Annotated in this window: 9 protein-coding genes; all 9 read left to right on the forward strand. The window is 58.2% G+C overall.

Annotation, left to right across the window (positions count from 1 at the left end):
- The first annotated feature begins 60 nt into the window (after positions 1–60).
- On the forward strand, positions 61–1,371 hold the full coding sequence (serS, locus tag ACUXHH_RS00585) for a serine--tRNA ligase (RefSeq protein ID WP_314078134.1): 1,311 nt from the start codon (positions 61–63) through the stop codon (positions 1,369–1,371).
- Positions 1,372–1,386: 15 nt separating this feature from the next.
- Positions 1,387–1,542: a hypothetical protein gene (locus ACUXHH_RS00590; protein WP_193389033.1), complete on the forward strand. Its 156-nt coding sequence runs from the start codon at positions 1,387–1,389 to the stop codon at positions 1,540–1,542.
- 297 nt (positions 1,543–1,839) lie between these two features.
- Complete coding sequence (locus ACUXHH_RS00595) at positions 1,840–4,692, forward strand: hypothetical protein (RefSeq protein ID WP_458390597.1); 2,853 nt, start codon at positions 1,840–1,842, stop codon at positions 4,690–4,692.
- A 490-nt stretch (positions 4,693–5,182) separates the two neighbouring features.
- Positions 5,183–6,370 carry an alpha/beta hydrolase family protein gene (locus tag ACUXHH_RS00600; protein WP_458390598.1) on the forward strand — a complete coding sequence of 396 codons (1,188 nt, stop codon included), beginning with the start codon at positions 5,183–5,185 and terminating at the stop codon, positions 6,368–6,370.
- A gap of 195 nt (positions 6,371–6,565) precedes the next feature.
- Complete coding sequence (locus ACUXHH_RS00605; protein ID WP_458390599.1) at positions 6,566–7,654, forward strand: diacylglycerol/lipid kinase family protein; 1,089 nt, start codon at positions 6,566–6,568, stop codon at positions 7,652–7,654.
- Positions 7,655–8,284: 630 nt separating this feature from the next.
- Positions 8,285–9,421 carry an acetate/propionate family kinase gene (locus ACUXHH_RS00610; protein WP_279742242.1) on the forward strand — a complete coding sequence of 379 codons (1,137 nt, stop codon included), beginning with the start codon at positions 8,285–8,287 and terminating at the stop codon, positions 9,419–9,421.
- A 252-nt stretch (positions 9,422–9,673) separates the two neighbouring features.
- Positions 9,674–11,320 carry a M48 family metalloprotease gene (locus ACUXHH_RS00615; RefSeq protein ID WP_458390600.1) on the forward strand — a complete coding sequence of 549 codons (1,647 nt, stop codon included), beginning with the start codon at positions 9,674–9,676 and terminating at the stop codon, positions 11,318–11,320.
- A 247-nt stretch (positions 11,321–11,567) separates the two neighbouring features.
- Positions 11,568–12,563 (forward strand): bile acid:sodium symporter family protein, encoded by a 996-nt coding sequence (locus tag ACUXHH_RS00620; protein ID WP_399536661.1) that lies wholly within the window; start codon positions 11,568–11,570, stop codon positions 12,561–12,563.
- A gap of 875 nt (positions 12,564–13,438) precedes the next feature.
- A complete protein-coding gene (locus ACUXHH_RS00625; RefSeq protein ID WP_279742239.1) occupies positions 13,439–14,239 on the forward strand; it encodes an exodeoxyribonuclease III in 801 nt (266 codons plus the stop codon).
- Positions 14,240–14,285: the final 46 nt, after the last annotated feature.

The following is a 14,285-nucleotide window of genomic DNA, read 5'->3' on the forward strand; positions in this document are numbered from 1 at the left end:
CCGCACCTACCCGCGAAAACCCCGCCCACAACCCACCGCAAGATTAGGTAGGATAAAACAGTGATTGATATTAACCTCCTCCGCGAAAACCCCGACCTCTTCCGCGCCTCCCAGCGAGCACGCGGTAAGGACGAAACCCACGTCGACCGCATCCTCGAAGCCGACACCGCACGCCGCACACTCATCGGCGAATACGAGACCCTGCGCGCCGAACAGAACGCCTTCGGTAAGACCGTCGCAAAGGCACCCAAGGAAGAAAAGCCCGCCCTCGTTGCACAGGCTAAGGAACTAGCAGCCCGCGTCAACGAAGCAAAGGCAGCCTCCGAAGCAAAAACTGCTGAATACGAGGAACTAATCAGCAGTATCGAAAACCTCATTATCGACGGTGTACCCGTTGGCGGCGAAGACGATTACGTAGTCGTTAAGAAAGTCGGCACCCCCCGCGACTTCACCACTGAAGGCTTCGAACCGCGCGACCACCTCGAAATCGGCGAACTCGTCGACGGCATCGACATGGCACGCGGTGCAAAGGTCTCCGGCGCACGCTTCTACTTCCTCAAGGGCCAGGTAGCACGCCTCGAACAGGCACTCATGTGGATGGCGCTCGACCTCGCAACCGAGCACGGCTTCACCATGATGACCACCCCCACCCTGGTACGCCCCGAAATCATGAACGGCACCGGCTTCAACGTCAAGCACGATGACGAAATCTACCGCCTCGAACGTGACGACCTGTACCTGGTCGGCACGTCCGAGGTGGCGCTCGCCGGTTACCACACCGACGAAATTCTCGACTTCGAGAAGGGCGCGAAGAAGTACCTGGGCTGGTCCTCCTGCTACCGCCGCGAGGCAGGCTCCGCAGGTAAGGACACTCGCGGTATCATTCGCGTGCACCAGTTCAACAAGGCTGAAATGTTTGTCTATTGCCCCGCTGAGCAGGCAGAAGAGATGCACGAGAAGCTGCTGTCCCTCGAAGAGGAAATGCTGCAGCGTTGCGGCCTGGCATACCGCGTGATTGACACCGCCGCAGGTGACCTGGGCACCTCCGCAGCACGCAAGTTCGACTGCGAGGCGTGGGTCCCTACCCAGGGCACCTACCGTGAGCTGACCTCCACCTCGAACTGCACCACCTACCAGGCGCGCCGCCTGAACATCCGCGAGCGCACCCCGGACACCGTAGATGAGGCAGGCAACGTGCGTAAGGGCCGCACCCGCTCCGTAGCGACCCTGAACGGTACCCTGGCGACGACTCGCTGGGTGGTTGCCATCCTGGAGACTCACCAGCAGGCAGACGGCTCCGTGCGTATTCCTGAGGCTCTTCGCCCGTACATGGGTGGTGCCGAGGTCATCCCGGCAGTAGCTGCTGAATAAAAGATTCCTGCTGGAGTGAGTCTCCACTCCGGCGGGGGATTTGGTGCCTCGCGCGCTCGGAATCCCCCACCTCCGTCCCACCAGCAGGCTGACGGTTCTGTTGTGATTCCGGAAGCACTGCGCCCGTACATGGGTGGTGCCGAGGTCATCCCGGCAGTAGCTGCTGAATAAGGGAAACCCTGCCCGCTGAGTAATCTCACAACCAGCCGAAAAACCCGCTCACCGCGTAAACGGTGGGCGGGTTTTCGCGTATCCCGGTAGTCTAAGAACTATGCCTCTATACCGTAAAATCCTTGGTGTTTCCGCGGCGGCGGCCCTCAACGACCTCCAAGCCCGTTTTCCAAACGACGAACTTATTAACGAGGCCGTACACCTGAACTCGAATACCGAATGACTGGAAACATAATGGTGATTAATCACAAGCGACAGGGCGAAGCACAGAGCGCTCCTAGCCTGCATCTGAGAGACATGCCCATCGAGCACTTGTATGTGCGCTATCAAAGGATAGCGCGGAACCTGCCGAGACGGATTCGCTGGCTTGCTTTGGTATTCGCGCCAACGAGCACGAGTTTCACCGTCTTCACTGCTGGCCTACTGAGTGTTGCAGGGGCTCTGATGATTACGGCAGGTATCGGCCGGGTAACGTCAGGTGAGAGGACCCCAGGCAGTGCTATTTGGTTACTCATCTTCGCTTTCTTGGCTGAAAGCCTAGGGTACTGGGTGAAGGAACGCCAAGAGATTATTCTCACGATCGCGGTTCGACAGCTTACATACCGCCGTTTCCGGGACATCTTTGGTAGGTCATCCCATCCGCCGGAAGCTCACGGGCATGTTCTCACATACCCAGCACAGATCAGCCAGTTTGCCTTCGTTGTTGATTTCGCCGTTTCAACCGTTCAGATTATTGCCTTTCTCGCGGCTTCGCTCGCGCTATATGGTGCAAGCGGCGCAATCGCTGCGTTGCTCATCACTGGATTGGTATTCGTCAGCGTCCGTCTCATCAACTTGGTGGGCCGACTATGGGAACAGTACGTTGCTCTAGAGGGAGAGCGTAGGCAGTGGATCCAGCGTGTAGCAAACGCGATGCCTCGAGGGCGAAGCATCCCCAGCTGGGGTACCGCCCTGGACAAGGTCGCTAGCATCCGAAACACCGAAGAGCATCTTCTGCGCAGACGGGTCCCGTTGCAGATCCTGAATGGATTCCTTGAACGGGGAGCACTAACTGCGGTGCTCGCTGTGGTTGCGGTTCTCGGCGCGTGGCTCTGGCCATCCGCTCATTTCGGTATTGGAATTATTTTGGCAGCCCGCTACCTGTACGCAGCGGTGCAGAACAACATCGTAAACTATCGGGTTATTCGGCTCGCTGTGCCAATGATGCGTGAGCTCGACAAGCTCGAGTCGTCTCCAAATTGCACGGTTAAACAGCAGGACTGGGTGGGGCAGCCTTCAAACTCTAGAGAGGTGCTTGCAGCTACGTCTGAGCGCGCTGAAGCATTGCGCACATCCGTGACCACCCCTGATTCCGCTTTCGTACCACGCAACCCGGAAATGTCCCATTCGGTGTTGTCAGCGTGGCGAGCTTCTGCTTCTCCACATCAGGTATCCCGGTTCACTAGCCTCGCTTTAGATATGGGGCTCACTGAGGATGTGATCGGGCGGTTCTGGCAAGACGCAACAACCTTGTCGTCAGGAGAGAGACACCGTGCTGCTGTCGCTATCGTTTTGGCAGACAAACCGGACTGGCTAATTTTGGACGATACGTTCGCAGCGCTTGATCCTGTAACACGAGAAGTGGTTGCCGAGAGGATCTTAGAGTGCGTGCCAACGTGCACACTTCTGGCAAGCTCGGAGGAGTACGTACCGAGTGCCTTCACCCCCGGCAATGATGCGAGGGTAGACCCTCTTGAGTTGCAGGCTCATAGCCCCGGGGCAGCTAAGGAGGCAGATGCTGGTTCGATGGAGGTGAGCGAGGGACAGGACCTTCCTGACCCTGAGCCGAAGCGTGCCACATTCCGACGATCGGCCCTGTTGTTGTTTGGACCGCATTTGGTGTGGATTACGTGTGGCGCCCTACTCTTGAGCGGATCAGAAGTTGCTTTTGCATTGACGATTGCTCACAGTGATGGGCTGTCTGCTCAGGTTGCTGGAGTGTCAGCTGCTTGCGCACTGGCAGCAATTGTTGGGTCCGTCATGTTCTTTGGCCCGCTCTACTGGGCTCCCATCGCTAGGCTGAGCGATTTGCATGACCGGGTTATACGCAGGCTCGATCGATTCGCTAGTCCTAGAACAAGCGGTGCGGTCATGGGGCGGATGGGTGAAGACTTCTCCGACCTTCAGATGTCGGTGCCTAGCGCCCTGGGTTCGGTATTTATGGTCATTCTACAGACCTCTATGCTCATCGGAGGCGCAGTGGCCGGCGCCCCGCTGTTCATAATCGTTGTGTTGGCGGTAGCACCCCTAGCGATGCTTGCTATGCGTCAGGGTTCAAAATGGATTCTCCCTGCCTCGACGACGGCTGCCAATCGCCGAGGTGACTTCATCGGGGTGGCTGGTGCCCAGGCTGGCTTACACGCTGCGCCCGTCAGTGCAGGGCTGCGTCGGGCTGGAGAAGAAGCCTACGCTCATTCGGAGGCTGCATACGTCAGTAGCTCGATTCAGTTGGCGAACGCCTACGCACTGCGTACGGGACTGATTCAGTTGCTTGTGTTGTCACTGAATGTTTCTGCAGTGGTATTGGCACTGATGGTCGAAGGATCGAACTCAGTGGTTGCTCCCGCGGTCGTAATATATTTTGCAGTAACTCTGTCATCTGGTATCCAATCTACGGTGGAGACGTTGCAAAAGGTTGGTGTAGTCAGCTTGACTGCGGAGCGTGTTCGGATGCTTGAAGAGTACCGGGCCGACCGTTCTTATCCGCCCGTACGGTCTGCTGACCTGGCTCTGCTTGAGAGTGTTCTTAACTCTGGGTGTTCTATGGTTGCCTTGATTGGACCAACTGGCGCGGGGAAGTCCGTCATGCTTGATGCTCTATACCGCCGGTATCCCCAAGGAGAAGTGGTAATCGTACCAGATATCGATCCGTTCGCATCTGAAGCATCGGATTCGAGCGGGCTCATGCTTGCGCGTTCCGTGTTACGTGAAAGCGCCGTCCGGCTTGTGTTGCTTGATGAGACCTTGAAGGGTCTCACTCCGTCAGAGGAGCGCGCTGAGCTCGAATCGATGGCGTGCGCTATCGAGGGCAGTGACAAGCAGGTTGTGATTGTCCTTCACTCGCGCTCTAACCTTGATTGTTTCAAAGAAGTGGTGAATTTAGATGAGTGAGCTGACCCAAGTACTACGTTTTTCTCCAAGAACTATCGAGGACGAAATACGAATCTATAGGGCCAAACCTATAGCCTGGACCGATTCGTCGGTGGCACTTCTGAACGAGTACGGCGCCACACTGTGTACACCTGACCGCGAGGCGACACCGCTGGACTTACCCGAGGCGGATGAGATTGTATTGAGCCCCGACGGTGTGATGTATGCATGCTGGTTTGAGAACGAAAGCTTTCGGGTCCAGGCGTATCGATTTGAAGCTGAGGCATTCAAGCCTGCTGGGTAACCGTGCGTGGTAAATATTCACAGCCTACACGGTGAGGACCTTGTAGTTCTCGGTATCCCTGGCGGTGTAGAGCTGTGGCTGGACACCGCGGAGCAGTGCCAGAGAATCTGGACGATCTCGAACGGCGGTGCAAGAAGGAACCCAGCGACGGTAGACCCAAGACCCAGGGGTGAACTGTTGTTCAGCTCCGGCACGGTCGCAGGATTCGTGGAGGACCTTGGTGTCCAAGGCACGTTCCTGAACGTTGTGGATATGGCGAGTTCGGCAACATGGCGAGTCCGGGCTGCGTTCGCTTTCGTCGCTTTAGGTCGAGTTCTCGCCATCTCCAGTAATGATCCGACAGACGAGGATGGGCTGCATGGCCTGCACGTTTTCGCTGATGGACAGGCAACGTTCCTGGAATCCGACGGGCCTGTATTAGAGGCAGGAGGCGATTCCACCCGCGTTGTGATGTCGGTATTCACGGGCAGTGACACCCAGTTGTGTGAAATCACTGAAGATGGCGTCGGTGACTTAGTGGTGCACCATGTGGATACCCTCAGTGGATATAAAGCACTGTCTCTTGACGGCAGCCTCTACACCGTACGCGGGTTCACGGATACGCTTACGGTCGCCTCTGTCCCCAGGCGGAATCGAGTGCTGCAAAGTCCTCGTCCAGTTATTACAGGGTTGACCTTCCCTTCACCATATGGGGAATACGTGGTGTCTCGTGCACCGGAACGAGCAACGGGTGCAGTGATCCATTTTCATGGAGGTCCTGAAGGCTACGAGGTGCCGGAGGGTCGCTTCTTCGGACTTCCTCAATGGTGCAACGCGCATGGCCTAGACTGGATTGGTGTGAACTACCAGGGATCACTTATGCCGGACCGTCTATATACGCGTTCGGCTTGGCACAGGTGGAGGTCCGCGATGCAGGAGGATTTCTTGGGGGCTGTCGAACTGACCTCTGGACCTCTCGTGCTAGCAGGCTGGAGCTTCGGGGCGACTTTGGCTCTGACGCTCGGCGCATCCACTGAACGGACAAAAGGCCTATTGTTGGGGGCGCCTACAGGCAACCTAGCAAAGCATGTTGAGCATGCGGTGACTATAGATCCAGGGCATCTCGACTGGTTTGCACGACGATTCGATTTGGAAGGCGATGATGCCAAGTTCTTCAGCAGCATGAACGGGTTCAACGCAGACCTGCAGGTGCTGGAGATACACGGCGAGAACGATATTAATTGCCCTGCCTACCTGGCGAACGAAGTAGCAGAGCGCTGGAAGGAACAAGGGAATCCGTGGGAACGGGTGTGGCTTCCGGGACGAGGGCATTATGCTTCAATCCCGGAGGATGTTGAACTCATCTCCGAGTCGGCCCGCAACTTCCTAACTCGCGTACTACTCGAAAAGGCTTGATTCGAGCATGAGCTATAAAGAAGCAAGGGGTATCGCAGACAGAGACCGCATCAGCTGGATGCCTTGGGTGTTCCCAAGATGGCTATCGCCCGCAAGATGGGCTGTAGCCGCTGAGTAATCTCACAACCAGCCGAAAAACCCGCTCACCGCGTAAACGGTGGGCGGGTTTTCGCGTATCCCGGTAGTCTAAGAACTATGCCTCTATACCGTAAAATCCTTGGTGTTTCCGCGGCGGCGGCCCTGACCGCCTCCGTCACTCGTGCCCGCCGTGAAGCCCGCCGACGCGCTATCGAACTGGGTGCACCCTTCGGCGTTCTGCCGACCCTGCCCACCGGCGAGGCGCAGCGCGTGGGCGTGGTGTACAACCCCAGCAAACCCGGCGCTGCGGCGGCTATCGAGATTCTGGAACGTACCCTCGCGGCGAACGGCCACCCGCAGGCGCTGGTGCGTACCACCCGCGTGGACGAGCCCGGTTCCGAGGCTGCCCGCGAGCTGATCGCTGAGGGTGTTGACCTGCTGGTTGCTGCCGGTGGTGACGGTACGGTGCGCGCTGTGGCGGCGGCGCTGGCGCATCATGAGGGGACCAAGCCGCGTCTGGGTATTCTGCCGATGGGTACCGGTAACCTACTGGCACGTAACCTGTACATTCCGGTCAGTGACGTGGCGGCGTGCGTGAATATTGCGCTCAATGGTGCAGGTCAGGCCGTTGATGCGATTGAGATGACGACGACGAGCACCCCCGGCGAAGAAACCGAACACACGTTCTTTGTGATGAGTGGTGCAGGCTTTGATGCGCTCGTCATGAGCTACACGAACGAGGACATTAAGGCGAAGTTCGGGTGGGTGTCGTACGTGCAGTCCGGCATGAAGCACATGCTAGGCGGGTCGCACCCGGTGCGTGTCAGTCTGGATGGTGCACCGTTCCGTACTCTGCTGATGCGGTCGGTGCTGATCGCGAATTGTGGCCGCCTGCAGGGTGGTATTCGCCTGGCTGATATGACGGATGTGCATGACGGCAACCTTGAGGTGATTGTGGCGTCGCCGCGTGACCTGATGGAGTGGGGCCTGCTGATGGCGAAGGTTGCTCGCCGCACGATTCTGGGTTCGCCGCGCATTGAGCTGCCGGTGATTCGCCATATGGTGGGGTCTGAGGTGGTGTTGGAGTTCCCGGATGGTGTGCAGCCCGTTGAGGTGGATGGTGACCCGGCACCGTCAGCGTACCGCATTAGCGCGCGGGTGCTGCCTGCCGCCGTGGAGGTGGCGGTCCACCCCGAGGTGCTATAGCGGGCGTGGTGAAGGTGCTGGGGGAGAGGTCGGCACCACCCCGAATCACCAATTTGTGACCTGGATAATGAAAAAAATCGCGGATTTTTTCACTATTTCCTGAAAATTAGGGGGATAGTGAAAAAATTAGCGATTTTTTACACTATTTTTCTTGCTATTCCCGTATTCAGGGTGGCAACCTCCGGCACCCGAATACCCTGGAACAGTCATCGTTTCTAGATGCTACGCCCCAACAAAAACCCACGTATCGGTTCGGTGGTGTTGGGGGATGTGGCGTTGGATGCGTCAAGGCCAGCCGCCACTGGCGGCGGGTCACCGTAGACGAGTAATCGTCTACTCATCCCTTTTATATATGTATACGTGTGGGAAACTGAATATTTTTAGGCTTCTGCTAGGCATTGTGCCTTGTGGCTAAGTGTATTCCCGTATGCGCGGGGATGAGCCCTGGCGTGTCCCTAACCATTCATCCTTCGGTAGCTTCTGGCACCCCACCACACCCGCACCTCACTAACCCCACGGCTGCCCCCTAGTAAAAACCCCCGGTAAAAACACTGTCGGGGCCGTCTCGCACGCAGGCTCGAAAAGTGCGAGAATGGAGCGGAAAAGAAAACTACGAAAGAAGATACTTTCATGCTTATTCTCGTTGTGAACGCCGGTTCTTCCTCCCTGAAGTACCAGGTGCGTGACACCTCCCTGCCCGAGTCAGAGCAGATGCTGACCTCCGGCCTCGTCGAAAACATCGGCACCGATGTGCCCAACCACGAGGTCGCATTCGACATCATGTCCGAGAAGCTTGAGCCCGTCCTGCACGGCCGTGAGCTGCAGGCAGTCGGCCACCGCGTGGTGCAAGGTGCAGAGAAGTTCACCCACCCTACCCTGCTGACTGAGGAAGTTGTCCAGCAGATTGACGACCTCTCCCCGCTGGCACCGCTGCACAACCCCGCACACGTTCAGGGCATGCGCGCAGCAATGCATAAGTGGCCCTCCCTGCCGCAGGTCGCTATCTTCGACACCGCGTTCCACTCCACCATGCCCGAAGAAGCATGGCGCTATGCAATCCCCTACGACCTGGCAGATAAGTACAGCATCCGCCGCTACGGCTTCCACGGCACCAGCCACGAGTATGTCTCCCACGTTGCAGCTGACATGCTCGGCGTGGCTCGCGACGAGTTCAACGGTATCGTCGCACACCTCGGTAACGGCGCGTCCGTGACCGCTGTGAAGGGCGGTAAGTCTGTTGACACCTCTATGGGCTACACCCCGCTGGCTGGCCTGATCATGGGTACCCGCTCCGGCGACATTGATCCCTCGGCACTGACCACCATCCTGATCCGTGAGGGTATTGACGGTGCCCGCCTGGATACCATCCTGAACAAGGAGTCCGGCCTGCTCGCACTGGCTGGCTCCAACGATATGCGTAAGGTCTTTGAGTTTGCAGAGTCCGGCGACGAGCGTGCACAGCTCGCACTGAACATGACCGCATACCGCCTGGTGAAGTACATTGGCGGCTACAACCTGGTTGTTGGCGGCGCGCATGCGCTGATCTTCACCGCTGGTATCGGTGAGAACTCCGGTGATTTCCGCAAGCTGGTCCTGGATCGCCTTGGCGCATTGGGTGTCAAGTACAACGAGGAAGAGAACGCTAAGCGTTCCCCCGAGCCGCGCGTGATTTCCACCGAGGATTCCGCTATTAAGGTGCTGGTCATCCCCACCAACGAGGAGAAGGCTATCGCTGAGGCTACCGAGGAACTCGTCAAGAGCCTCTAAGCCCCACGCACCCCGCCGTGTAGGTGGCTCAGCGTAAAGTGATCCGCCGTGGCGCCCATTCTGTATGGGTGCTACGGCGGATTTCTTATGCCCGTAAGGCTGTGTGCCCCGGCGCTGTGTATTCCGCTACTGTGATGTACCGTAGCGTCGCGAATGGGCATTCTATGAGAAAAAGCCCGTTCACATTCACTAGTAAGTACCCAAAAACGATAGAGTGGAATCAGATAACACTCGATACGAAGCAGACGAGACATGACTCAACCCCCTGAAAACCACCAGCAGCCTGGCGGGCAGTTTAACGCCCAGCCCGGCCAGCAGGCATTCCACGCCCCCGGTGAGCCCCTCCCGCAGGACCTCTCCGCCGGCTGGCTCCCCGAAGACGAGCGCCAGAAGCCGGTCAGCCCCCTGCCCCAGCCGAAGCTCTTCGCCTACCAGTCGATGCTGCCGCCGAAAGTGCTGCACGCGTTGCGTCACCCCTCCGAAATTCCGTGGCTGGTCGCCGCCTACGCGGTCACCGCGGTCGGCTACATTGTGCTGTTCATGGCGCTGGCTGACCTGTTCAGCTCGATGATGCATTACATCTTCAGCTCAACCGGTGAAGGCTCGGTTCGTGTACCTTCTTCCGGTAGCACCACGGCAAGCATGGAAGACCTAATTTTCCAGACGGTTAGCCTGCTCCTCCTGGGCCCGATTGCCATCTTCATTGTTCGTGCAATCTACTACGCGCAGCAGCGTGTGCGCGGTGTGCGCATCACCCCCACCCAGTTCCCTGAGGCGTACCAGATGCTCGCCGAAGCAGCTGAGGCGGCAGGTCTGCGTCGTGTACCGGATGCGTACGTTGTTCTCGGTAACGGCACCATGAACGCTTTTGCGGCAGGTCACGGCTTCCGCCGCTACATTTGCCTGTACTCTGACCTGTTCGAGATTGGCGGTAAGTCCCGTGACCCGCAGGCGCTACGCTTCATTATTGGCCACGAGGTTGGCCACATCGCCGCAGGTCACGTCGGTTATTTCCGTCTGATTTTCACTATGCTGTTCAGCCAGATTCCGGTGCTGTCGAGTGCACTGTCCCGCTCGCAGGAATACACCGCCGACAACTTCGGCTACCGTTTCTGCCCCGAGGGTGCTGAGGGCGCTGTCAAGGTGCTTGCGGCAGGTAAGTACCTGAACAAGCAGGTTAACTTCGATGAGCTTGCCGACCGTGCCGTCACCGACCGCGGCCTTGCCGTCTGGTACGTGAACCTCATAGCAAGCCACCCCATCCTCACCTGGCGTGCGCATGCGCTGCGTGACCGCACCCAGCCCGGCCGCCTGTTCTGGCGCCCGACTGAGAACCCGGTCAAGGACACCGTACCGCGCGTTCCTGTCCTGATCCCGGCGGCGGAGCCGGTGCACATGTGGCCCGATCCGATTCAGTCCACCGAGTTCATGCGTGAACACCAGGACATTTGGGCAGACCACACCCTGGAAACCGTGGATGTGTACTCTAAGCCTGAGAACGCCCCCGAGTTCGATGCGAATGCTACGCTGTTCGCTGGCTGGCTCACTGAGCAGGCTCGTGCCTTCCACGGCCAGCGTTGGGATGCGTACGCTGCCGCCGGTGGCGCTCCGGCACCGGGTGCTCCCGGTGGCCCGCAGGTGCCCGCACCGGGTCAGCCTGCACCCAATCAGCCTGCGTACGGTCAGCAGCCTGGCTTCGGTCAGCCTGCCGCAGGCCAGAATGGTGCAACCCAGAACGGCGCAGGCCAGCCCGCCCCTGAGCAGCCTTCTAATGGCCAGCCTAACGGCCAATCTTCTAATGGTCAGACTGCTCCCGAACAGTACGGTTACGGCCAGTACGGTAGCGGCCCCTCTGAGGGCGGCCCGTACGGTTACGGCTTTGACGGCGATAAGAAGTAGCCAGTAGCCGCCCGGGTGCGCTCTAAGCGCCTGCCTGAGCCGCACAGCTCAATAACCTTCACGAACCCGTCGGGGTGCCTGAGGCGCCCCGACGGGTTCTGCCGTTAACCGCCTCCTCACAGGCTCGTAGCCGGTTGCTACAGCCATTCGGGTTACCTGGCATGAGACGCCCGTAACCTTCAACTACCCCGCCTACAGCTGAGATACACCCGGCACTCCCGAACCTGCACATAGACACAGGTCTAGAATGGTCAGCATGCTTTCATCCCTTCGCTCTATCAAGCTTGACCCGCTACTGACCATGCTCATTAGCGCGGTTATTCTCGCAATTATCGTACCGGCACGCGGCGACTTCGCAGAATGGTTCAGCACCGGAACAAAGTTCGCGGTCGCCCTGCTGTTCTACCTGTATGGCGCTCGCCTCTCCACCACGGAGGCCATTCGCGGCCTAACCCACTGGCGTCTGCACCTGATGATTTTGAGCTGCACGTTCGTGCTGTTCCCCCTGATTGGTTTGGCGCTTTCACCGCTGCGTTTTGTACTTGGTGATGGGCTGTACATGGGCATACTGTTCTTGACCTTTGTGCCCTCGACTGTGCAGGCGTCAATCGCGTTCACTTCGATTGCGGGCGGTAATGTGGCGGCGGCGATTGTGAGCGCCTCGCTCTCCTCGATTGTGGGTGTGGTGGCGACCCCGCTGCTCGCCATGCTGCTGATGAACACGGGCCATATTGAGTTCTCCGGAACGGTCTTCCTGGATATTGCTATTCAGCTATTCTTGCCGTTCGTGCTCGGCCAGCTGACGCGCCGCTGGGTGGGCGAGTTCGCCAAGAAGCCGACCACCAAGTGGCTGGATAAGTTCTCGGTCATGATGATCGTCTATTCGGCGTTCTCCGCTTCGGTGGTGCAGGGTGTGTGGACGCGCGTGGAGTGGTGGCAGATCGCGTTGCTGGTCGTCCTCATGGCGATTATTGTGGTGTTCATGCTGTGGCTGACTGACCAGCTGGCTAAGCGTCTGGGCTTCAACCGTGCCGACCGCATTACAATTCAGTTCTGTGGTTCGAAGAAGTCGCTGGCGGCTGGCCTGCCGATGGCAATCATTATTTTTGGTGCGGGCTCGCTGGGTCTGATGATGCTGCCAATCATGATTTTCCATCAGGTTCAACTGATGATTTGTACCTGGCTTGCAGGCCGCTATGCGCGGCTGGATGTGGTGGGTGTCGCCTCCGCGAAGGAATCTTAGTAGGGGATTGAAGCTAATCTGCTGGGCGCTTGCCGGGTGTCTGTTAGAAGTGGCTGCCGGGGGAGTGCTCATTGGGCGTTCTTCTGGTAGGTGCCCGACGGGTGCTATTCGGGGCCTCTGATCCTGTGAGATAAGCCTTGGATGAGGGGTTTTAATGGAGGTGCTTCGGATAGTATCAACCGGTTTATGAAGTGATATGGCGCGCACCGATAAAAATTCACCAATTAGTGCATTTATGTGCAAAATATGGTATTTGCACTGGTCGGTTGGTTTTCTATGGATTATTTTCACTCCATTGCATAAAAGTAACCGGGGGAGACAATCAACACTATAGGGTGTTGAGTGACACAAGCTCCCTAATTTTTGCCCTAAAACATTTTGTCGAGGGTTATATAGATGTGCATCTTGCTTGCAAGAATTTAGACTCACATGGGAACGGTTGAGATTCACTCCCCGCCCGTTACGTGCCTAAGTCAAGAAGACTGAACATACCAAGCCCGAAAACCGCTGGGCATCTCGCACGCTCCGTGCCTACCCCGAAATTGACCGTGACGGTGACGGCGTAGCCGACGTGGTGAACCCCCGCCAACCCCTTGTACTTCTCCGATTCCCTGTACATGCTCAATGCGTACGGCGATAGGGGCCTGAAGGTTGTGGACACTCCCGTCGTTGACTAGGAGTAATACCGACCAGCTTTTTAGTGCTGACTAGAGCATATATTCACCGCCCGCCGGTGCGACCCGAAGGTTGCGCAGGCGGGCGGTGCTCTGTTCCGGGTGCTGTGCTGTTCTGGCAGGTTGTGAGTACCCATGCCGCTACACAATCGCCTGCGTACACTGAAAGGCGTCTGCGCTGCACCCGCTAAGCTAGAAGACATGAAGATTGCCACCTGGAACATCAACTCAATCCGCGCCCGCGAAAACCGCGTCGAAGACTGGCTCGACGAACACGATGTTGACGTGCTCGCCCTGCAAGAAACAAAAACCAAGGACGAAACCTTCCCCTTCGACCTCTTCGAATTCATGGGCTACGAGGTCGCGCACTTTGGCCTGAATCAGTGGAATGGCGTGGCAATCGCCTCCCGCGTGGGCCTTGAGGATGTGCAGCGCGGCTTTGACAACCAGCCGCACTTCGGCAAGCCCGGCGAACCCGAAGTGCTCGAGGCGCGCGCAATTGGTGCGACCTGCGGCGGCGTGCGCGTCTGGAGCCTCTACGTGCCTAACGGCCGCGGCCTGACCGACCCGCACATGGACTACAAGCTCCGCTGGATGGAGGCGCTGCGCCAGAACGTGCACAACGAACTTGCCGCTAACCCGCAGTCGCAGCTCGCCCTGGTCGGCGACTGGAATGTCGCCCCCGAAGACACCGACGTGTGGGACATTGACTACTTCCTGCGTAACGAGCTGACCCACGTTTCCGAGCCTGAACGCCGTGCCTTCGCCGCCCTGCTCGATGAGGGCATGGTGGACGTAGTACGCCCGCACACTCCCGGCGAGTACACCTACTGGGACTACCAGGCGGGCCGCTTCGCCAAGGATGAGGGTATGCGCATTGACTTTCAGCTGTTCTCGCCCGCGCTTGCCGCACGCGTGGAATGTGCCTGGATCGATAGGGTGGAACGCGCCGGTGAGGGCGCGAGCGACCACACGCCGGTCGTGGTTGAGATTGCCGACTAAATAACCGTCATATACCTGTTGCAGGGGGGCAAGGAGGCGAGAGTGA

The sequence above is a fragment of the Rothia sp. 110740021-2 genome (genome assembly GCF_054263775.1).